Annotated in this window: 22 protein-coding genes and 1 tRNA gene; 14 read left to right on the top strand and 9 right to left on the bottom strand. The window is 43.4% G+C overall.

The features are described 5' to 3' along the window. Nucleotides 1-354: 354 nt before the first annotated feature. The 4 genes from ACYUCY_RS10895 to ACYUCY_RS10880 are packed head-to-tail and all read right to left on the bottom strand — an operon-like array spanning nt 355 to nt 5,075. Nucleotides 355-2,991, bottom strand: coding sequence for a protein kinase domain-containing protein (locus ACYUCY_RS10895; protein ID WP_460226515.1), 2,637 nt, complete (start codon nt 2,989-2,991; stop codon nt 355-357). Nucleotides 2,992-3,032: 41 nt separating this feature from the next. Beyond that, nucleotides 3,033-3,710, bottom strand: a complete 678-nt coding sequence (locus ACYUCY_RS10890) for a cupredoxin domain-containing protein (RefSeq protein ID WP_460226514.1) — start codon at nt 3,708-3,710, stop codon at nt 3,033-3,035. A gap of 19 nt (nt 3,711-3,729) precedes the next feature. Beyond that, nucleotides 3,730-4,182, bottom strand: a complete 453-nt coding sequence (locus ACYUCY_RS10885; protein ID WP_460226513.1) for a group I truncated hemoglobin — start codon at nt 4,180-4,182, stop codon at nt 3,730-3,732. After that, nucleotides 4,182-5,075 carry a DUF3034 family protein gene (locus tag ACYUCY_RS10880; RefSeq protein WP_460226512.1) on the bottom strand — a complete coding sequence of 298 codons (894 nt, stop codon included), beginning with the start codon at nt 5,073-5,075 and terminating at the stop codon, nt 4,182-4,184. The genes ACYUCY_RS10885 and ACYUCY_RS10880 overlap by 1 nt, the downstream gene beginning before the upstream one ends. 447 nt (nt 5,076-5,522) lie before the next feature. On the opposite strand from ACYUCY_RS10880, the gene ACYUCY_RS10875 reads away from it, so the two are divergent. Together ACYUCY_RS10875 and ACYUCY_RS10870 are read left to right on the top strand one after the other, a co-directional pair. Then, nucleotides 5,523-6,215, top strand: a complete 693-nt coding sequence (locus ACYUCY_RS10875; RefSeq protein WP_460226511.1) for a response regulator transcription factor — start codon at nt 5,523-5,525, stop codon at nt 6,213-6,215. A gap of 55 nt (nt 6,216-6,270) precedes the next feature. Further along, the gene (locus ACYUCY_RS10870; RefSeq protein ID WP_460226510.1) at nt 6,271-8,475 is read left to right on the top strand and encodes a sensor histidine kinase; all 2,205 of its coding nucleotides are present in this window, start codon (nt 6,271-6,273) and stop codon (nt 8,473-8,475) included. Nucleotides 8,476-8,511: 36 nt separating this feature from the next. On the opposite strand, the gene ACYUCY_RS10865 is transcribed toward ACYUCY_RS10870, so the two are convergent. Then, nucleotides 8,512-9,123, bottom strand: a complete 612-nt coding sequence (locus tag ACYUCY_RS10865) for a response regulator (RefSeq protein WP_460226509.1) — start codon at nt 9,121-9,123, stop codon at nt 8,512-8,514. A gap of 141 nt (nt 9,124-9,264) precedes the next feature. On the opposite strand from ACYUCY_RS10865, the gene arfB reads away from it, so the two are divergent. The 8 genes from arfB to ACYUCY_RS10825 all read left to right on the top strand — a co-directional run bounded on the left by arfB (nt 9,265) and on the right by ACYUCY_RS10825 (nt 17,331). After that, nucleotides 9,265-9,681 carry an alternative ribosome rescue aminoacyl-tRNA hydrolase ArfB gene (gene arfB, locus ACYUCY_RS10860; protein ID WP_460226508.1) on the top strand — a complete coding sequence of 139 codons (417 nt, stop codon included), beginning with the start codon at nt 9,265-9,267 and terminating at the stop codon, nt 9,679-9,681. A gap of 212 nt (nt 9,682-9,893) precedes the next feature. After that, on the top strand, nt 9,894-10,556 hold the full coding sequence (locus ACYUCY_RS10855) for a hypothetical protein (protein ID WP_460226507.1): 663 nt from the start codon (nt 9,894-9,896) through the stop codon (nt 10,554-10,556). Between the two features lie 276 nt (nt 10,557-10,832). After that, on the top strand, nt 10,833-11,960 hold the full coding sequence (locus tag ACYUCY_RS10850) for a D-alanine--D-alanine ligase (RefSeq protein WP_460226506.1): 1,128 nt from the start codon (nt 10,833-10,835) through the stop codon (nt 11,958-11,960). Nucleotides 11,961-12,101: 141 nt separating this feature from the next. Beyond that, nucleotides 12,102-13,871, top strand: coding sequence for a lysophospholipid acyltransferase family protein (locus ACYUCY_RS10845; RefSeq protein ID WP_460226505.1), 1,770 nt, complete (start codon nt 12,102-12,104; stop codon nt 13,869-13,871). Next, nucleotides 13,844-14,395 carry a DinB family protein gene (locus ACYUCY_RS10840; RefSeq protein WP_460226504.1) on the top strand — a complete coding sequence of 184 codons (552 nt, stop codon included), beginning with the start codon at nt 13,844-13,846 and terminating at the stop codon, nt 14,393-14,395. Before ACYUCY_RS10845 ends, ACYUCY_RS10840 begins: the two co-directional genes overlap by 28 nt. Nucleotides 14,396-14,446: 51 nt before the next feature. Beyond that, nucleotides 14,447-15,217: an NRDE family protein gene (locus ACYUCY_RS10835; RefSeq protein ID WP_460226503.1), complete on the top strand. Its 771-nt coding sequence runs from the start codon at nt 14,447-14,449 to the stop codon at nt 15,215-15,217. Between the two features lie 28 nt (nt 15,218-15,245). Continuing rightward, nucleotides 15,246-15,710 carry a YHS domain-containing (seleno)protein gene (locus ACYUCY_RS10830; protein ID WP_460226502.1) on the top strand — a complete coding sequence of 155 codons (465 nt, stop codon included), beginning with the start codon at nt 15,246-15,248 and terminating at the stop codon, nt 15,708-15,710. Nucleotides 15,711-16,029: 319 nt separating this feature from the next. Further along, nucleotides 16,030-17,331 carry a lytic murein transglycosylase gene (locus ACYUCY_RS10825; protein WP_460226501.1) on the top strand — a complete coding sequence of 434 codons (1,302 nt, stop codon included), beginning with the start codon at nt 16,030-16,032 and terminating at the stop codon, nt 17,329-17,331. Here ACYUCY_RS10825 and ACYUCY_RS10820 read toward each other — a convergent pair. Further along, a complete protein-coding gene (locus ACYUCY_RS10820; protein WP_460226500.1) occupies nt 17,328-19,172 on the bottom strand; it encodes an ABC transporter transmembrane domain-containing protein in 1,845 nt (614 codons plus the stop codon). The genes ACYUCY_RS10825 and ACYUCY_RS10820 overlap by 4 nt on opposite strands. Nucleotides 19,173-19,404: 232 nt before the next feature. On the opposite strand from ACYUCY_RS10820, the gene ACYUCY_RS10815 reads away from it, so the two are divergent. Beyond that, entirely contained in the window at nt 19,405-21,624 is a 2,220-nt protein-coding gene (locus ACYUCY_RS10815; protein ID WP_460226499.1) for a YgiQ family radical SAM protein, read from the top strand. Between the two features lie 21 nt (nt 21,625-21,645). Here the strand turns inward: ACYUCY_RS10815 and ACYUCY_RS10810 are convergent, their stop codons facing one another. Continuing rightward, on the bottom strand, nt 21,646-22,683 hold the full coding sequence (locus ACYUCY_RS10810) for an ArsA family ATPase (protein WP_460226498.1): 1,038 nt from the start codon (nt 22,681-22,683) through the stop codon (nt 21,646-21,648). A gap of 30 nt (nt 22,684-22,713) precedes the next feature. Further along, nucleotides 22,714-22,992: a cory-CC-star protein gene (locus ACYUCY_RS10805; protein ID WP_460226497.1), complete on the bottom strand. Its 279-nt coding sequence runs from the start codon at nt 22,990-22,992 to the stop codon at nt 22,714-22,716. A gap of 238 nt (nt 22,993-23,230) precedes the next feature. Here ACYUCY_RS10805 and ACYUCY_RS10800 point away from each other — a divergent pair. The 3 genes from ACYUCY_RS10800 to ACYUCY_RS10790 all read left to right on the top strand — a co-directional run bounded on the left by ACYUCY_RS10800 (nt 23,231) and on the right by ACYUCY_RS10790 (nt 25,318). Continuing rightward, a tRNA-Sec gene (locus tag ACYUCY_RS10800) sits at nt 23,231-23,326 on the top strand. Between the two features lie 28 nt (nt 23,327-23,354). Further along, the gene (locus ACYUCY_RS10795; protein ID WP_460226496.1) at nt 23,355-24,800 is read left to right on the top strand and encodes a thioredoxin family protein; all 1,446 of its coding nucleotides are present in this window, start codon (nt 23,355-23,357) and stop codon (nt 24,798-24,800) included. After that, nucleotides 24,797-25,318: a UGSC family (seleno)protein gene (locus ACYUCY_RS10790; protein WP_460226495.1), complete on the top strand. Its 522-nt coding sequence runs from the start codon at nt 24,797-24,799 to the stop codon at nt 25,316-25,318. The genes ACYUCY_RS10795 and ACYUCY_RS10790 overlap by 4 nt, the downstream gene beginning before the upstream one ends. A gap of 43 nt (nt 25,319-25,361) precedes the next feature. Here the strand turns inward: ACYUCY_RS10790 and ACYUCY_RS10785 are convergent, their stop codons facing one another. Then, nucleotides 25,362-26,540, bottom strand: a complete 1,179-nt coding sequence (locus tag ACYUCY_RS10785) for an alginate export family protein (protein ID WP_460226494.1) — start codon at nt 26,538-26,540, stop codon at nt 25,362-25,364. Nucleotides 26,541-26,986 lie beyond the last annotated feature (446 nt).

The following is a 26,986-nucleotide window of genomic DNA, read 5'->3' as shown; positions in this document are numbered from 1 at the left end:
AACGGATATCACGAAAAGTCACTAATTTTTCTAAAAAAGAAAATGGCGCCAAAAAACTAAAGAAAATTATTTTTTATAACGATAGGTAGTAATTCGGAAAACGTATTTTTGTCTAACACGCCGGTCGTATTTGAGAAGGTGTTGTGGATTATGGCGTGAAATATTCTTTTGTTGTTTGAGTGACAGCTTCGCGTCAGGGCTAAATTTTTATCATTGTGAATGAAGCGCGCAAAAGATGAATTGGGGCGTGGTAGTGGAGGGAAGGAATAAGATGGGTCGTCGCTGGGCTGTGTCGTTGTTGACACAGCCCAGCTTGATTCTCAGAATTTACGCAAGGCGCAGTCGTTGGAGCCTTTAAGCCTGCAATTCATTTAATGCTTTTAGCAGATCGTTAACAGAGGGGAATCGATCACTTGCTTGTTTCTCGAGGCAGCGCAATAAGATGGCTTCCAGATCTCTGGGGATATTGGGCCACAGTTCTGAGGGTGGAATAGGTGGCATTTGAATATGGCTTTCAGAAATTTGGGTAAATGTTTGGCCCTTAATCGGTGAATAGCCAGTAAAGATTTCAGTTAATACAACGCCACAGGAATAGATATCAGAACTTTCCGTTAGATTTTTCCCGGTCATTTGCTCTGGGGACGCATATCGTGGTGTGCCAATAAAAAAGCCTTTCTCGTCACCATTTTTACCGTCTTGTCTAACCGAGCGCGCGATACCGAAATCCATCAGCTTAACGTTACCATTTAATTCCACCATGATGTTTTCGGGTTTGATATCACGATGTAGCACGCCGACACTGTGTACGGCACTTAAACCTTCGCAGAGTTGTCTGGCAATAAGTAAGCCGGCAGAGTATGGGAGTTTTTGCGCGTTCTGCATTAAGCTGCGCAAAGTTAATCCGCGAACGTATTCCATCGTAATGAACGGCAAGCCAGAGATATCACCAATATCGAAGGTACGTAAAATATTTTGATGGGTAATTTGTCTAGCGAGACGAATTTCGCTTTTCATATTGTCTAAGGTTTTCTTGTCAACACCGATGTCTTTCTTCAATAGTTTGATAGCCACTAATTCATCTAGCTCATGGTCTAGGGATTTGAAAACCATGCCCATGCTGCCAGAACCAATGGTGGAAATAATTTCATAACGATTGGCGATCATCGCACCGGGAACAAATTTAACATTATCGGTAGGCAGGTTAGGCGTCGTAGTTTTGGCGAGCTCTGCGCGCAACTCAGGCGAATGCAATACGATGCTTTGATTTAACGGTAAGCCACAATATCGACGCTGCGTGATCGCGCCTTCTATCCCCAATACTTGTATCACATTCTTGTCGAGAAAGCCTTTGAGTTTTTCGTAAATACTGCTGCTGGTGATGCAGTCGCCTTCGTTCGCTTCAAGCAAGAGGCGAGTTGCTTGCTTGGTGGGGTTTCCGAGTACGAAAGATTTGGAGGTATCAGACAAAGAGTATTCGCCAATAATACAATTTCCATCGGTGATCGCGAACTTAATGGCCTTGCCCTGTGACGATTTTACAATGGGATCTACAAGTTTATTAATTTCAATGCTCGCAGCGTATGCTGCCAAGGAACCACTTGCACGATTGAATGCACAAATAACTTGACCTGACGCTTCTGAAAAAATTTCACCTTGATACTTCGCAATTTGTTCCCGAATAATATTACTGATTTTTTCGATATTACTTTTTAGTACGCTCGCTTTACTTTTACTCTCTAAAGCTGGCGTTGAATCGATGGCTAGAATTGTCAATGACTTAATGCGTGTCGCCTGCGCTGTGTCTTCAAATGAAGCGGTTTTATTGGGTTGATCTTCAGGGATTAAATGAGAAATCTGCGTTAAATAGTTTTGAATATCTTGCTTCTCGCGCAGGTTGCTGAGTAAGTGATTGATTGCCGCGCCCAAGCGAGTCAGTTCGTCGCGTCCGCTTAAGTTGATCGGGTCACTAAAGTTTCCTCGTGCTGCATTCTCTGCTGCAGCGGCTAGCTGCTTCACTGGTTTTAATGTTCGTGAAGAAAAGATAAATGTAAGTATTAATGCAAGGAAAATCGAAACAAGACCTGCAATGATGACAACTTGAATGATTTCCTGATAGCTTTCTTGGTATTTCGCAGGCGAGGATATAGTTAATAACAAGGGCCGTGTGCCATTTTCTAGTGGTTCCGCCAGGCTTTGAACTTGCGCAATATGACTCGCGCCACCAAGTTGAATAAATATTTTTAGTTCTTCATTGTCGAGCGCGAGATCATCAGTAAAATTTTGCGGTGCAAGCTGTGTAATTAGTTCCTCATTGGCCAAAGTGCCGAGTGTCGATGCGACAGTTATAAAATTATTATTATTTTCGAGAACATAAACTATATCACTCCCACCAATTTCCTGAATGCTGGTGGCGAAACTCTCGTCAACTCTGACACCCGCGACGACGTATCCGGCAACACTAAAATCAACGACGAGTGGTGTGCCCACTGCTTGGTAAAGAGTTTCTTCTTCGATCCAGGATCCAACTACGGAAAACAAATCTTCAATTACCGGTTCAACCAATGGTTCGGCGGCGAGGTCTTTTGATTGCCAGTCAGGTCTTTCTGAATGAGTTATTACGTAGCCATCTTCATCTAGGATGATTATGAAATCTAAGCCAAGATTGTCGCGTTTCTCGGCGATCAGATCTGAGATGGAATCAACATCAATCTCGCCGTCCTCGCTAGCGTTAATAGCTTCTTGAATATAAGCACCAAAGTTTGGATCTGAAGCAAAAGTTTGGACAACGTTCTCTAAGTCTCGTTGGTTGAGTTCGCGAAATTTGGTTTGCAAAACCAAACTATCGCTTAACGATTGGCTGAGGGACTCATCCGCTATTGACTGACTGACTTTATAGGTGAAACCAACAACCATCCCAAGAGAGAGAAGTAGTAACAAAGCGCACATAATAAAAATTCGAGTGCCTAGCGAAGTGCGAGAATTTGCAAACATGAAAAAATCCTTGGTTGGAGGTGATCCTTGTTTTATGGCCGTTATTTTGAGTAAGCGTTGCGATCTTTTCGGTAGCTGCCGCCAAGCTTATTATTGTGTTGTGGAATTCGACGTTTTGATGCTTTCATTTTAAATTGGAAATCGTCGCGAGCTCTTGGTGATATTTCTTTTCTTTGTTCGTCAGAACGATCGTGCCAGACAACTAAAGTTCCTGGAACTTCAGGGAGGTTTTTCAGCTGAAACTCTCCGTTTTCGTCTGGGCGAGTGAAGTAGGGGGTGTCGAGTACTAGAACATAGGCAACCATATTAAAGTGAACGTTACAAAACACGCGAACTATTCCAGGAGCGTTAACGGTAAATCCTTTCTCTTGATTTTTACCGTAAAAACCGAGATCAAAGTCGTTGGGCTTGGAAGGCGAGAAGGCGTTGTGCACGATGCTATCTTGGTTGGGTAACATAATATTACTGCCACTGGGAACAGCGATCACGCGCGGGCTAAATTGTTTTTTAATCATATCTATCTTGTATGAATTTGGTAGCTCTATATTTTCAATATCACTGCGGTCTTTGGGAACGAAATAAATCACCGCATCTTCGAGTTTGATCGATTTTGAGCCGCGGCCAGTCATGCGAATATCGCCAGACAAATCCATTGAAAATGATACCGGTGCCCAAGATGTTAGTAAGCAAATGAAAGTAGTGATAAACGTGCGCCTCATGTCTCAAGCCTCGTAAAAGTTATTGGAGAATAATATCGGGACGCATAGGCGCCAATATTGAAAGCAATTTGTTTTGTGCAGAGAAGGAGATAGCATTTTTATTCATCGCTTCGATAAAGATTTCAACAAAAACGTCGAACTCAGCTTTGGTTATTCCCAATCCAGCGTGTGCATCTATCATGTCTCTCCCCTCATATTCGCAGGGACCGCCACTTAGCGAGCAAAGTTGCATATATAATTCGCTGAGAAACTCATCGTCTTCAATATCTTGAAAATGGAAAGCGATACGATCCTCGGCGCGGGCGAGTTGCAGTGTGGTGACGGTGAGTTGGTCTAAGCCAATTTCACCACCGAGGGATTGGAACAATGAATCGTCTTTGCTGGCGTTATGAACGCAAGCAGTCAGCCCGAATGAGAATAAGCCTGCGATCAATGCGATACGAATTATTAAATTATAAAAAACCTGTTGCATTACAGCGCTCCTTGAATACTAAGATAAAAACCATTTTGCTTTTCGAACAAGCCGATAGTTCCTAAATCAACGACGGCAGCCGTAACTGAAATATTTTTACTTGGAAACCAAGCAACGAAAATATCGCTCCAGGCTTCCTCTTCGGCGAAACTCAAATTGTCGGGCTTCTGGCGATACTCAAATCCAACTGCCAAATTGCGGCGGAATAAAATTGCGGCGCTGGTTTCTATTTGAATTTCTTTGTCATCGTTCAAGTCGCCGCCAAACCCCAACAGACCGAGTTGATTTGCACTGGTACTTCTAAATGTGGCGTTAACCAGAATGGGGTAGCCGGCTACACCGTTTAGCCATAATTTGGTCGCCGATAGGTAGACGTCGGTGTCGCTATCATCAAGGGCTCCAGCAATTTGCGGAACGTCGAAATCTTTTACTTTCTTATGTTGGACGCCCAAGGAAATTTGGGGCCATGGGTCATAAATAAGATTATTAAAAAGGCGGACTTTTAAACCGATTACATCGGTTGTTAATTTGTCGTCAGCTAAGCCAGCAAGTTGGGATAGTTCAGAAATGTCTAATGACTGTCTTGCGAAACTAAGCTCAATTCGGTCACTAAAGCTGAGCGCGAAACCACCAGAGGTGTAGGTATAGTCATCCACCTCAACGGCGCTGCTGAAACCACTAAAACCGAATTCACCGCTTTGGCCGTATCCCGCAATCACGGCCCAGGGAACAAGCCCGCCGCCCGCTGCGCCTTCTACTTGGTGGACACCACCCGTCGCGATGATTCGTGTGTTGCCCTCTAAAGCAAAGCTAAGGGTCGGCAACCCCAACCCTACAAAGCCTAAAAGGAACGTTATCAATACGGGCTTGCTAGTCTGTTTTTGCGTATACATTGTTTTTGCCAATTCGTTTAGTGCAGCTAAAAATTATTGAATTAAATTTGTACGAAAATCGCTCACTTTCTCTTGAGCAATAGATATCAGCATAAGTCTATTAATCCTAGTAAGTGCTTAATAGAATCACACGCTCTAGGCCAGTATTTACGACAAGTGACCCACTAGTTGGATGATGTATACGACATTGAAATCAATTTGGGTCATTAAGCGGGATAAACGGTGCAAATAATTGATAATAAACCACTTGTCGACGCCTCGAAGGCGCCAAAACGTAAGGCCTCCGGACATTGACGCGCCTAACTAGCGGTATTTACAAGGAATTTACATCCCTTGAGCTATGGCTTTGCTAGTCTAGATTCAGCCGATTTAGGGGCTGATAAAGTATGCTTCCCAGTGGCTAAGTTAGGCGAGAATTTGAGAATCAAAGAGCGTATGGAGAAAAGATTGAGATTATTGATAGTTGAGGATGAAGAGTCGATTCGGAATGGCTTGATGGATGTATTCGTGTTTCACGGGTATGAAGTGGATGCGAGCGCTGATGGCAAAGAGGGTCTGAGTAAAGCGCTAAGCGGAAAATACGACATGGTTTTGCTGGATGTCATGTTACCGTACATAAATGGCTTCGATATTCTGCAGAGAATACGAGAGCAAGATAAAGAGCAAGCCGTCATCATGTTGACTGCGAAATCGAGTGATGAAGAAGTCATTCTCGGCCTTAGTTTGGGTGCGGATGATTATGTTGCAAAGCCTTTTTCTATTGCGCAGTTGGTATTACGCGTGGAGGCAGTGTTACGTCGGTCTCATATTCTCGATCAGCAAAATAATGTGTTACGGATAAATTCTCAGCTTGAAATTGACAAACAAAATTTATCGGGGGAAAGGGCCGGGGTGAGCTTCCAATTTACCCGCCGGGAATTGGAGGTGCTTGACTATTTATTTGCCAATAAACAGCGTCCCGTTCCCCGAGAGGAATTATTGAATAAAGTGTGGGGATACCAAAAAGAAATGGAAATTGAAACGCGCACGGTTGATATTCATATCGCAAAATTGCGCAGGAAGATCGAACCAGACGCTAAGAACCCCACCATGCTGCTAACCATACGTGGTGCGGGTTACCGTTTAATCGTGGACGAGTGAGGTTTATATTTATGCGTTCACATTCCTTCAATAACAACATATTGAGATCGTATAAATGATCGAGGGTGTCGGGAACAATGTTTCGAAAATAAAACTGCGGCTTAGCTTAAGCGCTTTTTTTATCGCGGTCATGGTTCCCGCAGTTGTATTAGTTTATTACAGCTACACTCAACTCAAGTGGGAAGCCTTTTACCAGCAAAGGGAAGCTGCAACGGCACTAAGTCTGCGGATTAATAGAACGCTCGAAAACTGGGTGCTTGTAGAGGAGCAGCGCGGCGTTGCTGATTATGAGTTTCTCAATGTTGTTGGCGATCGATCGGCAAATTTCCTCCAACCATCTCCCTTATCCGCTTATCCTCCGGTAACGCAAATTCCTGGCGCTCTCGGTTTTTTTCAAGTCAGTGCCAATGGTGAATTTTCGACACCCACAATGCCTGAAGATGAGATGCAAGCGCTTAGCTATGGCGTTAGCGCGGAGCAATTTATTGAACGACAAACATTGGCAGAAGAACTTAAGAAAATCCTTAGTGACAATCAATTGGTTCGCCGAGATCAACCGTTATTTGTTCAAGACGGTGTGGAGAGTGATTCTGGATTCGCCGCGGCCGCCGTATCGGATTCTCGAATTTCCAGACCCGTAACATCCAATGATAGTGAAAGTCTGAGTGCGGTACGTCGTTCGGAAGTAAGCAGTGTGCAAGAGCAAACACCAGCGCGTATCAATTCGAATGAGATTTCTTCTGTCCCCGCAGATCCAGAGCAACGAAGCGCTTCAGTTGATAGACAAAGCGTTACCCAATCTTTGCCAGAAGAAGAGCCAGAAGAAAAGCCTAGCGAAATATTTGATAATTTTTCGAGTGGATCTGCTGAAAAAAGAAATGGGCTATTACGCCAACAGTATCAGCGCGTAGATGAATTGAAAATCGAGAATAGCCTGGAAGAAAGCGTAGAAGAGAGGCTAAAAAAGAAACCAGAAGTGAGTGTAAGCGATGCGAATAAAAAACGTGTGCCTCGTAAAGAGCAAAGCATTCTCCCTGCGAGCGCGCCAATCCAGAACCAGAGTCTAGAACAACGAGAAGACAGGGCCAATATTACGATGTTTGAAAGTGAGATCGATCCTTTTGAGTTCCGATTGCTTGATAGCGGCCATTTAGTTTTCTATCGTAAAGTGTGGCGCGATGACGCGCGTTTTGTGCAGGGTTTGGTAATCGATAGAGAACGGTTTTTACAAGATGCATTGGCGAGAGAGTTTCGTGCCTCGAATTTATCACTTAGTACCGGGCTTGTTGTCGCTTATCGCGGTGACGTTTTGTCAATATTTGGTAGTCAAAATTCATATACACCAGCCGGAAATGATGCAGGCGTTTACGGTGAGCTGTTGTTAGAGTCACCGTTAATAGCACCTTTTTCCGATGTGTCACTGATTTTTACCGTTGAGCGTTTACAGCTTGGGATTGGTGTAAAGGTGATTGCGCTGGCGGCCTTCATATTAATTCTGGTGATGGGAGCCGGTACGTGGTTGATGTATCGTCTGGGCTTGCGCCAAATGAGCTTGGCCCAACAGCAACAAGATTTTGTTTCCGCCGTTAGCCATGAATTAAAAACGCCTTTAACTTCCGTGCGCATGTATGGAGAGCTATTAAAACAAGGCTGGGCCAGCGAAGACAAAAAACACCAATATTATGATTATATTGTTGATGAAAGCGAACGCCTATCTCGCTTAATCAATAATGTTTTGCAGCTAGCAAAGATGAATGGGAAAGATTTGAGTTTGTCGCTGGTAAAGATTCCTGTCCTGGAACTATTGGATAATCTTGAATCGAAGTTAAGCGCACAGGTTGAGAGAGCGGGATTCACTTTGTCGATCGAGTGCGATGAAAAAATGAAGGAAAAGGTATTGTCAGTTGATGCTGATGCGTTTATGCAGATTATGATAAACCTAATCGACAATGGCATTAAATTCTCAGAGAAAAGTGAGTCACTTAAAATTGATGTTCGCGTTAGCGAAGGAGAAAATGGTTACGCCAAAATTTCTGTTAGAGATTATGGCCCCGGAATAGATAAGCCTCATTTGAATAAGATTTTTGGTTTGTTTTACCGAGCTGAAAATGAATTAACCCGAGAAACTGTTGGGACGGGTATTGGTTTAGCTTTAGTTGAACAGTTGATTCGCGCGATGTCAGGTCGAGTTGAAGTAGTGAATTGTGATCCTGGCGCTGAATTCAGCCTTTTTTTACCCTTTAGTGATAATGAGGTTTAAAGGGAATCTTAGTTGAAGACGGAGCGATTATTTGCCCTAATTTTTAGTTTTGTTATTGTAAGCTTTTATTATTTTTTTGTTTAGGGTGATCCCATCTACCGGCTTAACGAGGTAGTCATTAACGCCTTGTTGTTTGGCCTCGCGAATTTGTGCTGCGCTAGAATTCCCAGAAACAAGAATAAAGATTACGTCTTTAAAACGGGAATCCGTCCTCATGGTACTGTGAACTTCAAGTCCTGATTTCTCAGGCATATTCCAATCGCACAATACAATGTCAAATATTACGTCAGCTTGAAAAATTTGTTTGAGTGCGTCGGAGCCATTCTCAGCAATTTCTACTTTAGATACTTTTAAGTCGAGTAGTAATTCTTTTAGTAGAAAACTTGACGCTGGGTCATCATCAGCAATTAATATTTTTAGGTGGGACAGGTCGGGGAGTGCTTCTTCTTGCTTGTTGTCCTCTTCCGTTTTTGGGGCAACATAGGCTTCTTGTATTTTCTCAAGGGCTGTTTCGATGAGACGTGAAGCCTCTTTGTGTTGGTCGATTTCGCTGAAATTGGTGTTCGGGCTATCGATAGCTTTAATTAACCAAGCTCTTCTTTTTGCGAGGGTTTCAATAACGACTTTTAGTTCTGGTGTGGTAAACATACTGTGACTCTACTCGCTAATTTCGTCTTGCTATCACCAAGATTGTTGTTACTAAGGTAGACACCTTTGCTTAAAGATTAGCACGGGATTTGAAAGTGTGTGAATGCTACACTGCGCGGCATGCAGCTTTAGGTCAGAGTAATGATAAGAATTACTGAAAAACTAGCGATTTCGGACTCGGAAATCGTCGTCACCGCAGTACGTTCACAAGGCGCTGGTGGCCAAAACGTCAACAAAGTGGCAACGGCGATTCAATTACGTTTTGATATCAAGAACTCGTCACTACCCGACGATGTGAAAAATCGCCTCCTACAATTGAGCGATCAACGCATTAGCAAAGAGGGTGTGTTGGTTATCAAATCTCAGGAATCTCGTAGCCAAGAACGGAACGCTCAAGAGGCCGTTCGGCGCTTACAAGCCTTTATCAGACAAGGAGCCACAATAAGAAAACAGCGTTTGGCGACCAAACCCAGTTATTCCGCAAAACAACGGCGTATAGATGGTAAAAGTCGACGCGGTCAATTAAAGACTTCTCGCAGTAAAGTTACCTTTGATTGATTCGCTAGGCTGTAACCTTTTTTTAATACAAGTCGTATAGATCTTTTATGTTAGCGTTGATTCCAGGTAGCGATTTTTAGCAGTTATATGCCAGGACTTTTTGCTTCTGTTCTTTTTTTTTCAGCGGTGTTTATAGATTTCTAATGGGTAAAAAAATAATAATTAAACGATTCGTTATGGGCATCTTATGTTCATTGATAGGGATATTTTCTTTGTCCCTGTTTGCGGCTGGAGAACTGGAAAAAGTCACCAAGTTAGAAGCAAACCAACAGGCTATCGCAGCGTGCGCGAAACCGAGAGATTCTGAGAGTTTAAGTGATGAGGAATATGAGCAATTGGAAGCTGAATTCGGTGCGAGAAAAACGATTCCAGAGCAACACCGCAAACCGATTTTATTGGCTCTGTCGCATTATCCCGAGCTAAAAGATTCGAATATAAGTTTCGAAGCTATTCCCTCTACATTTGCCTTGGAAAGTCGGCCCAGCCTCCTTAGTCTATTTGGCCGAGAGAAAAACCGACGTTATCGAGTGATAATAAATAGCGATGAGCAGGAAAGTTTTAAAGCTGCTTTTTTCGGCAATCTTTCCGCACAAGCTCAAGTGGGAGCTGTTGGACACGAGTTAGGGCACACGGTTTATTATCGTGACAAAAACCTTTGGCAATTGGCCATGGTTGCTCTCGCTTACCCTTGGAATTCATTTCGTGCACGTTTTGAAAGAGAAACTGATATCCGTGCAGTGGAACATTGCTTGGGTAGCCACCTCTTAGAGTGGAGCAAGGAAATACGGGTTAATATCAGCGGTGATTGGGGAATTGACCGTTATTATTTGGCACCTTTTGAGATTGAAAATTTATTGGGGATCGAGACGAACTGAGTCACGAAAATAAAGATCGTGCGCCTTTAAATTGTGATAAGCGTCGAGTATGTTGTTATTTTCGCTACTCGAAACGGGTCTGTTCAGCAAAATATTTTGGGATTTCATACAATTCTTTCTCAATTCTATAAAATACTGCAGCGATTAAGGTAGTGGAAGGATACGCCCCAGATGAGATGTATCGGGGCAAAGGCAAGATTCGATAATACTGGGGGAAGTCTTTTTTACACAGCAGCATCGTGAAAGACCTAAACACAATTTAAATATGAGCAAGATATGAGCGACGAGTGTGTAGTAGGACAAGAGGCAGTTTATGTTGCCCCTGGAATGCCTCCGCTGGATATGAGCGGCAAGCAAGTGTCCTTTTTTGAATTCTGGCCGACCTGGGTGATGTATGCACCCGTTGGTTTGATGTGGTTAGCGTTGAGTGTTCGCTACCGTTCCTTATCTTTACCGCTTATCGCAAATCCTCAGCTCCCGTTGTCCGGCATGGTGGCATCTCCCAAAACTGTTTTATTTGAACAAGCATCGGATGAAAGCCGTCGCTGGATACTCCCTTGGCTTGAGCATCGAGTTTCAAAAGACAATGTTGATACGCAGATCGCCGAATTGATGGAGCGCATGAAACAGGAATCACTCAGCTTTCCTATTGTTGCGAAACCTGATATTGGGTGTCGTGGTGCGGGTGTGAAATTATTACAAAATTCTGAACAACTTAAAGACTATGTCTCGAGTTATCCGCTTGATGCGGCCTTGGTTATTCAAAAGCTTGCGAGCTGGGAACCAGAAGCGGGCGTTTTTTATGTTCGCCACCCAAAAGCGAAGCAGGGAAGAATTATTTCTTTGGCATTGAAATACAGCCCTTACGTCTTGGGAGACGGGCAAAAAACCTTGGCGCAACTGATTGATTCAGACCCAAGAGCCTGCCAGTTGAAAGAACTTTATAGCCAGCGATTTGCAGAACAGCTTGATGAAGTCGTGGAAAAAGACAAGCCTTTCCGTTTGGTTTTTTCAGTCAGCCATTGCCGCGGTGCAATTTTTCGGAATGCAGAAGAACACATTACTGAAGCGCTGACACTTCAACTCGACAAGATATTATCGGGCATTCCAGATTTTCACTTCGGTCGTTTAGACGTGAAGTTTCGTTCGGTAGAGGGCTTGCGAAATGGTGAAGATTTAGAAATCGTTGAAATTAACGGCGCGAGCTCGGAGTCACTGCATATTTGGGATCGACACACGAGTTTAGGAACAGCGGTAAAGGCTCTGATGTCGCAATACAAAAAATTATTCGAAATCGGCAATGAAAACAGGCTTCGCGGACATAAGCCTCCAGGTATCTGGGCTTTATATAAAGCCTGGCAGCATGAAAGAACCTTAACCGCTCATTACCCTATCAATGATTAATTGAAAATAAACACAACCGTTACTTAAAAATGTAGCACTTTGAAACTAGTATCGAGGATTTGAAAATTAAACTCGATATCAACAAAATCTTTCGATATTTTGATTGAAAATTTTTGTAGCTCTGAAGAGAATTTTAATCTTATGACAACAACGCTACCGGTATTAGATAATCCATTCCAATTACCTTTGCGAAATCGTACCTTAGCTGCCTGTGTTGAATCAGTCCTAGGCCTAAGACGTTTAGCTAAAGGTTATCAAGAGCGCCCAGCAGACGCGAGTTCGGCGCAGTTTTTACAATTTGCTTTGGATGCTTTAGGCGTTGAACTGCGGCTAAGCAATGGCGAAGCGCTCAAAAATATTCCCAAAACTGGGCCTGTGCTAATTGTAGCGAATCACCCTCTCGGCGGCTTAGAAGGGATTGCGATTGCACACCTACTTTTAGCAGTGAGACCCGATTTAAAAGTGCTCACAAATCAAATTTTAACTCGTGTGCCTGAACTAAAAGAACTTTTCATTGGCGTCGATGTTTTGTCTGGAAACGCAGCCAGGAAAAATGCAACAGGGATATTGCAGGTCAATCGTCATCTAAGTAACGGTGGAGCAGTGTTATTATTTCCTGCAGGCTTAGTGTCGGCGATCGAAGTAAAACGCAGAAAAATCGAAGATAGACCCTGGAATCGAATTGCTGGGCAATTGGCGAAAAAACACAACGCTTCTTGTTTACCTATTTATGTCAATGGCCGAAACAGTAAATTATTTTATGCCCTTGGATTGATACATCCGCGTTTGAGAACAATTATGCTCGCGCGCGAGCTGGCGAATAAACAAGGTCGACCTCTGGAATTACGTATTGGTGATTTGATTTCGCCGAAGGAATTGCAACCTTTGCCAGATAGTCAATCGGTCACACATTATCTGCGTGCAAATACTGATTTATTAGCTATTGATCGAAAAACAACTATTTTGCAAGCCGGTGTATCGAAGGCATCGGCACCGGTTGAGCAAACTACAGTAGCTGATCATGTCGTCCAATCACTGCAAGATTGTTTATTGGTAACTCGCGGGAATTTAGAAATTTACGCCGCACCTTTTGAACGATTGCAATCGCTAATGCGAATTATTGGTTTAAGTCGAGAACTTTCTTTTGGTGCTGCCGGCGCGAGTACGGGAAAAGAGGACGGAATTGATCGGTATGACCCACACTACATGCAGTTTTTTATCTGGGATAAAGAAGCAAAAATGATTGCTGGCGGTTACCGCATGGGCAAAGTAGAGGAGATCGTAGAGAAGCACGGGTTGGATGCCTTATACAGCCGCAGTTTGTATCGTTACGATAAAGCTTTTCTTAAAAAAATTGGCCCTTCTTTAGAAATGGGTCGCTCTTTTATTCATCCTGACTATCAGCGTCAGGCCTCGGTATTTGAAATAATCTGGCAGGGCATTGGCGCTTACGTGTCTCGCAATCCCCAGTACTGTACTTTGTTTGGCGGTGTCACCATTTCAAAAGAGTACTCTGATTTGGCGAGAGAGCTAATCGCAGAAAGTATGCTGGAAGGGTTTCGGGCCGAACAAAAGTTTCTTACCAATATAAAACCTATTCGGCCTCTTAAAACATCGAAACGGGTTTGGACGCGAGACATGTTGGTGGCCTTAAGTAATATTAAGATTATTAACCGCTTGATCGGTCGTTGTGATCCGGGCAAAACAATTCCACTGCTGTTTAGACATTATTTATCATTGAATGGAAAATTTATTTGTTTTTCATTGAATTCGAGTTTGAGCGATTCGCTGGATGGTTTGGTCATGGTTGATCTGCGAGAGACGCCTTTGAAATATTTGCAGCGATATTTCGGAAAACAAGAGGCATTGGATTTTTTAAAAAAATGGGACGTAATACCGTGCAAAGATTAGTGCATTCAAACATTGAAGCCCTGGAGCAAATTTTACATTTTTTATCTGGGCTGAATGAAGAAAATTACACGACGGCACCGAGTGGTGTTCAGTTTGGGATTGGACGCCATGTTCGCCATATTTTAGATATGTATTTGGCGCTTAAAGAAGGTTTGAGCGCTAGTGCAGGTGTGAAACCAGGCTTGGTCGATTACGATTTACGGGCTAGAGACAGTAAGCTGGAGAGTGATCTTCCTGCCGCAAAATTGGCCATCAATCAAATGTTGCAATGGTTACGGAGAGATTTAACAGAAACCGATACCGATTTGAGAATTAAAACAGAAGTGTCTATTGCGTCTGAATGTTCTGTTGAGATTGATTCGAACCTTAAACGGGAGCTTAGTTATTTGTCGACGCACACAGTGCATCATCTCGCTTATATCGCCATCCTTGCACAGAATTTGGGTTTGAGTGTCGATGATTCATTTGGTATCGCCCCGGCAACAATGAGCTTTCAACGCGCTCAAAAAAATGTAATCAAATAAATTTTAGGTAATTTGTTTGGAAAGTATCTATATAAGGTTCTCGAATTTTTTATGTGTACTCTAACTATATCTCGTGATCGGCAGAGTGTTTGCGTCACGATGAACCGCGACGAGCGTCGTGATCGTACCGAAAGTGGCCTAGTGTCAAGAGTGTCGTCAGAATCCAGAATTTATTTCCCGGAAGATAAGCCTTCTGGTGGAACGTGGATTGGTTTAAATGATTCAGGTGTAATTTTATGTTTAATGAACCGCTATGATTGCCCCGCAGATTCCGACAAAGCGAGCCGCGGAGAAATAATACCGGCTGCGCTAAGCTGTGGTGATTTCGTTACCATGGTGAATTGGTTGAATAACCACTTTGATTATTCTCGCTACAATCCCTTTACCTTGGTACTCGTTACTAGTGAGTTAACGCTTCGGATTGATTGGTCCGGTCAATATTTTACTCAAGAAGAAGTTTCAATAGATGACATTTTTATGGCGACATCGTCCTCAGTTGATACTCAAAGAGTGATTCGCTATCGACAAAAACAATTTGTCGAGTGGCAGAGAAGTCGAGGAGCTGATTTGAAGGGTATCCCAGGCTTTCATCTCCAACAAGATAACGACGATACCAGTAGCTCGGTTTTCATGGCGCGTGACACAACTCATACAAAAAGTATTACTCAAGTAAAAATGTCCGATTCAGAAGCGAAAATCACGTATTTCGACAATCAACAAATTCAATCTTGTTATCAAGCAACTATCGAGAACAAAGAGATTTCTGTTTTCCCCACTGTTGAAAGCATACAACTTAAGTCAATGCAATTAAGAATGGCTTAGCGCGTAATGATTTTTCAAGGAGACTATCATGATTAGCAAAAAAAAATTCTCAGTGTTTTTTTATCTCTTGCCATTGTTGAGTGTGTTTTTGATTTCTCCACAAGCAGCAGCCGTTGATCCCATTTATACGCCCTTGCTGAGTAATTTGGCGATCAAAGGTTACGATACTGTTGCCTATTTTACTGAGAATAAAGCTGTGAAAGGTGATAAGAAAATTCATTATGAGTGGCAGGGAGCGACATGGTTATTTTCAAGTGAGGAAAATCGCCAGAAATTTGTCGATGCTCCTGCAAACTTTGCACCACAATACGGCGGTTACTGCGCTTTTGCGGTTGCCCAAAATAAGACTGCATCAATCGATCCCAAGTTATTTACCATCGTTGAGGGTAAGTTGTATTTGAATTACAGCACCGGAGTGAATAAAAAATGGCTCGCTAATAAAGAGGGGTTTATTGTTGATGCTGATAAACATTGGCCGAACTTAGTGGATTAGTAAATCTAAACGCCGAACCCCCTGAAAGCCAACAACACGCAAATCTAAACAGATCTTTTCATTTCTCCCCAGCGGCACGTCTAGCGAGCTACATAAAAGCAACTATAGCTCTATTGGTATAGTGCCCCTAGTGTTTCCATAAATGTAGAATCTGTCGTTTTTAAAGGAGTTGAGAAAACGTTCTAAGTCGAAACGATGAGTCATTTCTGGACTTTAACTAGTCTTGATTCTGGAAACTGATTACAATCGCAGCGTAAATTTTTAGGACAATTAAAGCTAATTCTGGCTGTTTATTGTCAGACTGTTAAAGGGAAAGGCGATGTTGCGAAACTCTGCAATATTTTTAGTGTTTTTGAGTTTAAATTCCGCGTGTTCTGCACAAGGTGGCGGTAGTAATCACTCGCTCATTGAGAACGACTCTAGCGCGGTACCAAAAGCAGCGAGTGAAATTAAAGCGGATGAAGCTTCGGTGGTATCGCTTGAAACATCGGAGACCCCGAGCTTTCCTCAGTGTATTGAATCCTTACAACGACAGGCGAAAGATAAAGGCCTGCAAGAGAATTTGATTGCCCTGTTAGACGACGTAAATAAAGTTGAGAGAGTTATTGAGCTTGATCGCAATCAACCCGAATTCGTACAAACTTTTGCTAACTATTTTGAGCGTCGTGTTTCAGATTACCGCATCCAAAAAGGGCGCGAATTATTAGCTGAATACAGACCATTGTTGAATAAACTTACCCAAGAGTATGGGGTTCCACCACAATATTTAATTGCGTTTTGGGGTTTGGAAACCAATTTCGGAAGTTATCTCGGTAAAATTCCAACATTAGATTCACTCGCCACTCTCGCTTGCGATCAACGCAGGCAAGCCATGTTTACTGCTGAGCTTTTCACTGCTTTGGAATTAGTGCGTCAGCATGATCTCAAAGTAGCCGACATGCAGGGTTCTTGGGCCGGTGCGATGGGGCATACGCAATTTATGCCCTCAGCTTACAGTCGCTATGCTATGGATGGAGATAACGATGGCCGTGCTGATTTATGGAATAGCGTACCAGACGCACTAACATCAGCAGCGAATTTCCTTAAAAATTTAGGTTGGAAATCAGAGCTACGCTGGGGCAGAGAAGTCAAATTACCCGAAGGTTTCGCTTATACAAACTTAGGATTGGACCAAAAATTTCCTTTGGCTCACTGGCGTAATTTGGGCGTGCTTGATACCAGTGGCAGACCTTTAGCCGATGTCGATATTGACGCTGCACTGTTGGCGCCTTCCGGAGATCAGGGCCCCAAATTTTTGGTTTACGATAATTTCAGAGTCATCATGGGCTGGAACCGGTCGCAATTTTACGCCTTGTCCGTGGGTCACTTGGCGGATCGAATCAATGGTGCGGGGCAATTGTACCAAGCGATACCTAGTACCAAGGCTTTAACCAAACAGCAAGTTGAATTAATGCAAAGCAATTTAAAAACCTTAGGTTTTGATCCAGGCGGTATCGATGGTCAACTCGGTCCCGCGACCAGTGGTGCGATACGAGAGTTTCAGCAAAGCCAAGAAAAAGTCGCCGATGGTTTTGCATCAATTGATATTGTCGAATCCCTCCAAGCCTTAGTTAACCCTTAGTTTTCGTTTGAGGTAAATTGTAATTTTGCCAGACGTGCATAAAGCCCGTCGCTTTCAATCAGCTCATCGTGTTTACCTTGTGCAACTATCTTTCCTTGATCGAGTACAACGATTTGATCGGCTTTGCGGACAGTCGCTAAGCGATGAGCGATTACCAAGGTCGTTCTGTTTTGCATCAAGAAATCTAATGCTTGTTGTACTTTTTGTTCCGATTCACTATCTAGCGCACTTGTTGCTTCATCCAATAATAATATCGGTGCACTACGTAAAACGGCTCTTGCAATAGCGATACGTTGTCGTTGCCCGCCCGATAAGCGAATGCCCCTTTCACCTAAATGCGTATTAATTCCTTCAGGCAAAGCATCTACGAAATCGGTACACAAGGCTGCATCGAGCGCGGCTTTTAGTTCTGCATCACTGGCATCGGGTCGACCAAAGAGTACATTCGCTTTTATCGTATCTGCAAAAATAATTGTTTCTTGCGGAACCAGCGATATTTGCGCGCGTAAACTTTTTGGGTCGAGGTCGCGAATATTTAAGCCATCGACACTGATGTTGCCTTGTTGTGGATCAAAAAATCGCAATAGCATTTGTAAACACGTTGATTTTCCAGCGCCTGACGGTCCTACCAAGGCAATGGTTTTATTGGCGGGTAAATCTAAAGAAAAATTATCAAGCGCGAGGGTGTTAGGTTTTGACGGGTAGGCAAAGCTAACACGATCGAATTTCACCACACCCTGGCAGGGTTGTGGTAATGGAATGGGGTTGTGAGCGATAGGTAAATCCGATTCAGTGTTCAACAATTCAGTAATACGATCCGCAGCCCCGGCGGCCCGTTGTAATTCAGAAAATACTTCAACCAGTGCCGCAATCGAGGAAGCCAGTAATCCAGCGAGACCCATAAACGTTGCGAGTTGGCCGCCGCTTAAGTTACCAGCGATAACTGCCTCAGCACCGCGCCATAAACCGAAATTAATAAATCCAAATATCAATAGGATGACGAGTACCATCATCCACGCGCGAGCTTTAATTCTTTTTTTCGCTACGTCGTAAGCAGATTCTACGGCGTTGCTAAAGCGCGCTTTTTGTTGTTCTTCTCGGGTAAAGGCCTGTACTACTTGAATTGCGCCAAACGCTTCATTGGCGAGGCTGCCAACATCCGCGATTTTATCTTGGCTGCTGCGAGAAAGTTTTCTTACTTTGCGGCCAAAGAAAATAATTGGCACAACCGTTATTAAAACGATACCGAAAATAGTCAGGATAAGTTTTGGGTTCAGTAGCAAAATTAATATCAGTGCACCAATTACATTTAAACCACTGCGTAATGCGACAGATAAGCTAGAGCCTACAACTGTTTGAATTAAGGTTGTGTCGGCCGTTAATCGCGAGGCGATTTCAGAAGGCCGATTATCTTCAAAAAATACTGGGGATAAACTGAGTAAGTGTTCATGGACTGTGATACGGATGTCCGCTACAACACGTTCGCCGAGTCGAGTGATTAACGAAAATCGTATTCCAGTAGCAATTGCCAAAACAAAAATCAAAACGAAACCGAACAAAAAATAGGGCGCGATGTCCGTTGCATCATCCGCACCGAACCCTGCGTCGATCAAAAACTCGAGCGAGCGAAACAAAGTTAAGGTAGCCGCTACCGCTAATAGTAGAGCGGCGGCGGCACCGAACAGTATCGCTTTGTAGTTCAGCATGTAGCTAAACACCATCTTCAACGATGAGAGTTTACTTCTCACTACAGGAGTAGGGGTGTCGCCGCTCAGCTTGTCTACTTGATCGACTTGTGTGGTGTTGAGGTTTTCGCTCTGGGTTACGTTTACTTCAGACATGATGGGCTCGGTTTTTATGGCGATTGTTATGGTGAAGGGGATATCTGTGGTTTTAGGTCCTTCGGGATTTTAAATCTTATTTTGGCAAACAGACATTAAACCCTATTAAAAGTAGTGTTTCAGTTAATTCAGGTAAAGAGTTTTTGTCGATACTACTAAAGAGTTTTCCTGGTGGGTAAGTTATCATGGCCGCCCAAATTATTGAGAGCTTCTTTAACAGCTAATTATTCTTATGCTTGCCAGCACCAAACAACTCTTCTCTTACCCCAAACACTGGGCCGAATGTTTAGGTCCAGCGCCGTATCTGCCGATGTCGAGGGCGGAGATGGATGCCTTGGGCTGGGATAGTTGTGACATCATTATCGTGACCGGTGACGCTTATATCGATCATCCAAGTTTTGGCATGGCGGTAATTGGCCGCTTTCTAGAGAGTCAGGGTTTTCGCGTCGGTATCATCGCTCAGCCTGATTGGCGTTCGCCAGCAGATTTTATGCAGCTCGGTAAACCGAATTTATTCTTTGGTGTTACGGCTGGGAATATGGATTCGCTGATTAATCGTTACACGGCGGATTTACGTTTGCGGAGTGATGACGCTTATACACCCGATGGTGAAGCGGGTAAGCGTCCTGATCGCGCGGTGATTGTGTACAGCCAAAAATGCCGGGAGGCTTATAAAGAGGCCCCTATTGTCATTGGTGGCATTGAGGCGAGTTTACGCCGTATTGCGCAATATGATTATTGGACAGATGAAGTACGTCGGTCGGTGTTGATTGATTCCGGTGCCGACATTTTGTTGTATGGCAATGCGGAACGGGCCCTCGCGGAAGTCGCTCATGAGATGTCTCAAGGTAAATCCTGTGCAGAGATAAAAAATATTCGCGGCACCGCCGTATTGATTGACTCGACACCCAAAGGCTGGACTGAGATTGATTCGACCCGTGTCGATTGGCCGAGCAAAATTGATCAGATTCCCAATCCCTACGAATTTGATCACGACGATGCAGCGAGTTGTGCGACGGAAAAAAATAAAAATGGCGATCTGACGAATAGCCGTGAAGAAGATGTACAAGCAATTCGAATAATTCCCATGCCTTTACAGCGGAATGTAAAACTTGATTTAGAAAAAACAGTTATACGCTTACCGTCTTTTGAAAAAGTCAGCAAAGATTCCGCACTCTATGCTCATGCTTCACGCGTCTTGCATCAAGAAGCCAATCCCTATAATGCGAAACCCTTGATTCAACGCCACGGAACGAAAGAAATATGGGTAAACCCACCGCCGATTCCGTTGGAAACACCTGAATTAGATGGCGTATTTGATTTACCTTACGCTAGACGTCCTCATCCCAGTTACGGTGAAGCAAAAATTCCTGCGTATGAAATGATTCAAACATCGGTAAATATTATGCGGGGTTGTTTTGGTGGCTGTACGTTTTGTTCGATTACCGAACATGAAGGGCGAATTATTCAAAGTCGATCGCAAGAATCCATCTTGAAAGAAATAGAATCGATTCGCGATACGGTGCCTGGATTTACCGGAACCATTTCTGATCTTGGCGGGCCCACTGCGAATATGTATCGATTGCAGTGTAAAAGTGAAGAGATATTGAAAAGCTGTAAACGTTTATCTTGTGTGTATCCGACGATTTGTAAAAACCTCGAAACTAGCCATGAACACACGACGAAGCTGTATCGAGAAGCGCGAAAAATTCCTGGTGTTAAACGCATCGCGATCGCTTCCGGTTTGCGCTATGACTTAGCGATTAAAGACCCTGAATACGTGAAGGAATTAGTTACTCATCATGTTGGTGGTTATTTGAAAATAGCACCAGAGCACAGCGAAAATAATGTCCTTTCGAAAATGATGAAGCCGGGTATGGGCGCGTATGATGAATTCAAACGCATGTTTGAAAAATATTCTAAGCAAGCAGGAAAGAAACAATATTTAATTCCTTATTTTATTGCTGGGCACCCTGGCTGTGAAGACGAGGATATGTTGAATCTTGCTTTGTGGTTAAAAGAAAATAATTTTCGCGTTGATCAAGTACAAAATTTTTATCCGAGCCCGATGGCCTTGGCAACAGCGATGTACTACTCAGAGCGTGATCCTTTGCATAAGTTGACTTATAAATCTAAGAAAATGTTTGTGTCAAAAAACAAGGAACAACGACGATTGCAAAAAGCCTTGCTGCGATATCACGATGAAAAAGGCTGGGATATTATTCGCGAAGCCTTGGAGAAAATGGGCAGACAAGATTTGATTGGGGATGGGCCGCGACAATTAATTCCCGCGCCAGGTTTTAGGCGTAAACCGATGGGAGCTGGGAAAGGGGCGTCACGAAGCACTACTCAGCGAGCTAGAGGCGGGAAGCTTGCCTTTCCTGGACAAAAAACTTCAGGTCAAAAGAGCACTAGTCAGAAACGAAAGCCGCGCTCCAAAAAACCAAGGTAATCGCTAATTCTAAATAGAAATTTATATAAATAGTTTTTCAGAAAATTCTTGTAGAGCTTCTAAACCAACAACATCCTGTGCGACCAATGTAATATCCTGCTTAGCTAAGTTTGGTAGCGCATCATTCAAAGTTGCTAAGTGAATCTCTTCCTGTTTTTTTCTTTCTGCAAAAAAACCATTAACTTCGTTTGGCATTCGTTTGTTCACCACTAGCCCAGCAACATTGATTCCAGCACGTTGTAATTGATTGTTAAGTTCGATTGTTTCAAGAACCGGCAGCCGTTCTGCGGCGAGAACAATGACAAAAGCCGTGCTGGACTCGTCTGCAAAAGTATCACGAAGGTTGCTAAAACGGGTGCGACGTCGGTTTAAGGTGTGACGAATACTGCCGTCTCGATCACTCGCCGTGCGATTTTCTTCGTCATCCAAATTACGGTTGTCACCAAAAATATTGTCACCTAACCCTGTTGAACCAGATTTTTTTTCATTGCCCAGATTTTTTAATATATCGGTAAATTTATCTGCTTTGTCGCGGCGATTAATCAAGCCATCAGTCCAAGCCGACATCATTTCTGGTAGTGCCATTAGGCGGGAAGTGTGCCCCGAGGGCGCCGTATCGAAAATCACAAGTTCATAGTCTTTGGATTGCTCGACGATTTCTGCAATACGTTCAAGCATCGCCGCTTCTTGCATGCCTGGTGCGTCGCGGGACAGCTCAATATGCTTGTCCACCTCAGAAGATAAATGCGTTGGCATTAGTTTACGCAACGACGAGCCGACTTCTTTCAAATGTTGATTGACTGTTTCATTGGGGTCGAGCTCAAGGCCAAATAAATTTTCTGTTAGGCGCGTCGCTTGCGCGCCAATATCTCGATTAAAAAGGTGGCCAAGATTGTGAGCGGGGTCGGTGGAGACTAATAAAACTTTCGCATTTTTATTTTTTACCGAAAGTTCATCGGCACGCGCCAAAGCGCAAGCAGCAGATACGGTCGTTTTACCTACACCACCTTTGCCACCAAAAAAAATAATTTTGTGATTTTCGAGTAGATTTTTTAACACGCTTAGTTTTGACCTTAATGAAATAAATACTTAGCAACAATGAACATGATCGAGTGGGGAGCGATCGAGTCCCATGCGTTTATGCCACTCATGAAAACGGTCATAGACAATGGGTAATAATTCCAGGGTGTAATATGCTGCGGGATTGGGAATCCCCATGCTTTCGGCAAAGACGAGTAACATAAATAGATCGTCTTCGTCGCGCTGGGCGCGCGCGTAAAGCCGACGATAGGGAGCAACATAATATTCTTTTAAACCATCATTTACACGACTTAACACTGAAGGTTTTTTGGGGTTTTCTTTTTTCATTTTTGAACTCGACGACTGAGTCATTGGTGTTTGTCAGCACGATTTAAGGCGCTTGTTGGATGCGCGTGATGTGGTAGACAAAGCTAGTAGGCGAAGTGTAGCAGCATGGTTGATTGATTTGGAATTATATCGCCTGTGTTACCCGTCTCTAGAAGTGTTTATGCGAATTAAAGCGCCGCTGCAGTATTTATTTCGCTGGGCTTAAGTCTTCTCCTGGGCTTGTGATAGACTTGCCGACGGAAGAGAATCATCCCCGGTGGGGTGCTCGGACTTCAAATCCGGTGAAGGGCGCTAAAAGTGTTCTTGGTGGGTTCAACTCCTGCCTCTTCCGCCAAATTCTTTTTTGGATATTGTGTGGCACGATGACAATAAATAATTCCTTGCAATTTGTGCTCGTTGTAAAAAAAGACTGCCCCACATGCCAGCTTATTCTGCCTGTTATTGAATCTTTACAGAGTCGATTCAAGTCACATTTAACGCTTTATATTCAAGACGATCCAAGTTTCCTGCCAGAGTCTCCTTTGGTTGTTGATGATAGTGAGCTCGCTTTTTCTTATAAGAATAATATCGAAGTTGTTCCGACCTTAATCCGTTACGAAAATGATAAAGAAATCGATCGAGTTTTTGGTTGGGTAAAAGATGAATGGCAAAATTTTACTGGGATGACAGAACTCGGCCAGGCGCTGACGCCTTTCAAACCGGGTTGTGGGTCTTTAACGCAAGCACCAGGTATGGATGAAGTTCTTGCCCTTCGTTTTGGAAAAGCGGAATTCGAATCTAGGCAGCTCGAGTTTTCAGAAGATATCGATTTAGAAGAAGCATGTTTTGAGCGCGGTTGGAGCGATGGTTTACCGGTGGTGCCGCCAACCCCAATTAGAGTTTTACGTATGTTAAAAGGGAGTTCGCGTACTGGTGATCAGGTGCTAGGAAATATACCTCCTGATTACTCTCCTTGTACGGTTGAAAAAGTCGCTATTAATGCGGTAATGGCGGGATGCAAACCAGAATATTTCCCGCTTGTTTTAAACGCAGTAGAGGCGGCATTACTCGATGAATTTTGTTTACACGGTTTGCTTTGTACAACATATTTTTCTTCCCCCGTCGTCATTGTTAATGGGCCAATGGCGAAAAAAGTGGGAATGAATGGCGGCGTGAATGCTTTGGGCCAAGGAAACCGAGCCAATGCGACCATAGGTAGAGCCTTACAACTAGTTGTGCGCAACGTTGGTGGTGGTAGACCCGGTGAAATTGATCGGGCGACCCTCGGTAATCCAGGAAAATATACGTTTTGTTTTGCCGAAGATGAAAGTGATGAAGAGTGGCAAACACTTGCCGAAGGTCGTGGGGTACCGCGGGACAAATCTGCTATCAGTTTATTTGCTGGAGACGGCGTACAAGCTGTGATGGATCAGCGCTCGCGCACGCCTGAATCCTTAGTAAAGTCGATCGCGCAAAGCCTTCGCGTCGTCGCTAACGGAAAGGTTTATGGAATGGCAGATGCAATTCTCGTTGTGTCTCCAGAACATCGACGAATATTTAGAGAGGCAGGATGGAAAAAACCTGACGTGCACGAAGCCTTGATGAATGAATTATCAATTCCCGGTGAAAAAATAGTTCGTGGTGCTGATGGCATCATGGAAGGTATGCCGGAAATATTTAAAGATAAGCAACTTAACAAATTTCGTCCAGAGGGTTTGCATATTGTTAGCGCTGGTGGAACGGCGGGGATGTTCTCCGCTATTATTAGTGGCTGGGTTGCTACAGGAAAAATGGGCAGTCAAATGGTGACACGGGAGATTATCGAATGACAAATATTTTATTGGATCCTAGTGCAGAAAATCATTCTGCGGCGCGTCAATTACTCGCGCGACCGAAAAGTGTCGAAGGGTTAACGATTGGTTTGTTGGATATTGCGAAAGCGCAGGGGAAAGAATTTCTCGATCAGCTTGAAAAGCGACTTGTGGAATTGGGTGCGAAAGTTAAGCGCTATAAGAAACCAACTTTTACGCGTATAGCTCCCACGGAACTTAAGCAGCAAATCAGTGTGGAATGTGATGTTCTCATTGAAGGGTTGGCTGACTGAGGATCTTGTACGTCGTGCAGTTTGCATGACATAGCAGATCTCGAAAGCCGTGGAATTCCATCAGGGTTTATTGCTTCATCGGAGTTTAAAGATGCGGCAAAGATGCAAGCGAGTTCACTAAACTTTGATGCAGCGAGAACTTTTGTTCCTCATCCTATCCAAGATCGGACTTTAGTTGAGTTGCAGTCTTTGGCAGATAATGCCGTTGAAGAAATTTTGGCGATGGTGGTTACGAAGAAATAAATAAAAAAGACGAAGCTTTGCCTCGTCTTTTTTATTGTTCAGTTTAAAATTTCGCCGTAGCGGTAAGCCAGAATTTTCGAGTATCAAGTGCAAAATCATCTGCGCTGTAGTCCGCGATTTTGAAACTTAATCCGTAGTGCTCCCAAGATTTGGCAACTTGAAAACCAATTTCAGAACCATAATCATCGATTCCACCGTTGGCCGAATCATCGTCCGCGCCCAGTTGGTGATAAATTACCAAGAAATTTAATCCAGCAAATTTCGCTGCCGCCTTTAGATAGATATCTTCGATGCCGCCCGCAACGTTTCCAGATCCGCCACCAAGAAATACATCAGTCCAGCCTTGAAAGGCATGCAAGGTAGCAAGCGGAGTAATAAATCTTCCGTTGGTGCCGTCAGTGCCTAAAACTTCATAGCCCAAGGTTACATTGACTGGGCCGAGTTTAGCGCCGCCTTCTACTAGCGTGTAGTTCGCGTCATAATTTGCCGGGTTGTTATCCGCATCACTCTGCGTTGCGTATTCTAGAGCGTAACTGAAAATGTCTTGCTTACCCGCAAACCGAATACCGTAGGTATCGTTAGATAAGCCCGCAGCATCTTTGTTATCCATTAGATAGGCGTAAGCGGTTATTGCACCAAAGGACAAGCCAGAATATTTTGCGTTAAACAAGATTGTAGAGTTCTCATGGTCGCCAATCGCGACTGATTCACCAAAAATCCTATTGACATTATCTATGTTGGCGAGAAAAAATTCGGTGTCGCCAATACTTGTATTCGAAACGCTAAAGCCATCATAGGTTTGTTCATTTTGTCTAAAGCCAACACCGCCAACAAAGCGTTGATTGTCTAAAATAATTCTTTGTCTTCCATACTTAAAGGTCGTATCCCAGTTTTTATATGCTAGGTAGACTTGATTGACTTCAGTACCTTCTGGGTCAGCGACGCCACCTTCAAAGTCACTAAAGTGTGTTACGTCGTCCATCTCCAATAAACCGCTTAAACCTTTTAGTTCTCCGGTTGAATAAGTCAGTCGGGTTTTTAAAGACAACAAATCTCGATCGTTAACTCCGTCTACATCGACATCTTCGAAACGCAAACGAAGGTTGAGCGTAATTTTACTTTCTTCAAACACTTCCGTAATTGACTCGGCCCCAAAACTTACCGGCGATATAAGCGCAAGTGCTGCCCCAGTTAAACAGATTGAATGTAAAGCGGTCTTCATATTTTTCTCCAAATGGATATTGATGTCATGGCACTTAACATCTTTGGCAACTAGGCCAAGTTTCGTGCTCAGTTTTTTACTCTCTGCTTTTAGAGTTCTTTGACTCTTTGTGTTGTGGAATTTGGTTATATCTCAAAATTTGAAACTTAATAACATTATGTTTTTTCATCACACTGTTTTTCTTGTAATCCTCTTAGCAAAACGTCTGCCAACATTTTTATTTTATTTTGATGAAAAAAAACATTATGAAATTCAACAAATTAACAAATGCAAATTCAAATTATTTTGTTGGCGAACTTAAAGAGTGCGCTTCTGTGTTCTTCTTGGTGCAGGAAACAGCGAACTTTGGAATTTAAAAAACAAAAAAAGCGAGAAAAAAGGGCGGGCTTGTCATTATTGGTGCGTTAAAACTTGAAGGGTATGAGTTCTTGAAGAGATTTTTCAGG

The organism is Aurantivibrio infirmus (genome assembly GCF_054767315.1).
The sequence above is the reverse complement of the archived record's forward strand: the minus strand, read 5'-3'. Positions and strand labels throughout refer to the sequence as shown.

Bases quoted from the DNA above. Each gene is read 5' to 3' on its own strand.
- ACYUCY_RS10895 (WP_460226515.1), bottom strand. From the start codon at position 2,991: ATGTTTGCAAATTCTCGCACTTCGCTAGGCACTCGAATTTTTATTATG.
- ACYUCY_RS10890 (WP_460226514.1), bottom strand. From the start codon at position 3,710: ATGAGGCGCACGTTTATCACTACTTTCATTTGCTTACTAACATCTTGG.
- ACYUCY_RS10885 (WP_460226513.1), bottom strand. From the start codon at position 4,182: ATGCAACAGGTTTTTTATAATTTAATAATTCGTATCGCATTGATCGCA.
- ACYUCY_RS10880 (WP_460226512.1), bottom strand. From the start codon at position 5,075: ATGTATACGCAAAAACAGACTAGCAAGCCCGTATTGATAACGTTCCTT.
- ACYUCY_RS10870 (WP_460226510.1), top strand. From the start codon at position 6,271: ATGATCGAGGGTGTCGGGAACAATGTTTCGAAAATAAAACTGCGGCTT.
- ACYUCY_RS10865 (WP_460226509.1), bottom strand. From the start codon at position 9,123: ATGTTTACCACACCAGAACTAAAAGTCGTTATTGAAACCCTCGCAAAA.
- arfB (WP_460226508.1), top strand. From the start codon at position 9,265: ATGATAAGAATTACTGAAAAACTAGCGATTTCGGACTCGGAAATCGTC.
- ACYUCY_RS10850 (WP_460226506.1), top strand. From the start codon at position 10,833: ATGAGCGACGAGTGTGTAGTAGGACAAGAGGCAGTTTATGTTGCCCCT.
- ACYUCY_RS10845 (WP_460226505.1), top strand. From the start codon at position 12,102: ATGACAACAACGCTACCGGTATTAGATAATCCATTCCAATTACCTTTG.
- ACYUCY_RS10840 (WP_460226504.1), top strand. From the start codon at position 13,844: ATGGGACGTAATACCGTGCAAAGATTAGTGCATTCAAACATTGAAGCC.
- ACYUCY_RS10835 (WP_460226503.1), top strand. From the start codon at position 14,447: ATGTGTACTCTAACTATATCTCGTGATCGGCAGAGTGTTTGCGTCACG.
- ACYUCY_RS10830 (WP_460226502.1), top strand. From the start codon at position 15,246: ATGATTAGCAAAAAAAAATTCTCAGTGTTTTTTTATCTCTTGCCATTG.
- ACYUCY_RS10825 (WP_460226501.1), top strand. From the start codon at position 16,030: ATGTTGCGAAACTCTGCAATATTTTTAGTGTTTTTGAGTTTAAATTCC.
- ACYUCY_RS10820 (WP_460226500.1), bottom strand. From the start codon at position 19,172: ATGTCTGAAGTAAACGTAACCCAGAGCGAAAACCTCAACACCACACAA.
- ACYUCY_RS10815 (WP_460226499.1), top strand. From the start codon at position 19,405: ATGCTTGCCAGCACCAAACAACTCTTCTCTTACCCCAAACACTGGGCC.
- ACYUCY_RS10805 (WP_460226497.1), bottom strand. From the start codon at position 22,992: ATGAAAAAAGAAAACCCCAAAAAACCTTCAGTGTTAAGTCGTGTAAAT.
- ACYUCY_RS10795 (WP_460226496.1), top strand. From the start codon at position 23,355: ATGACAATAAATAATTCCTTGCAATTTGTGCTCGTTGTAAAAAAAGAC.
- ACYUCY_RS10785 (WP_460226494.1), bottom strand. From the start codon at position 26,540: ATGAAGACCGCTTTACATTCAATCTGTTTAACTGGGGCAGCACTTGCG.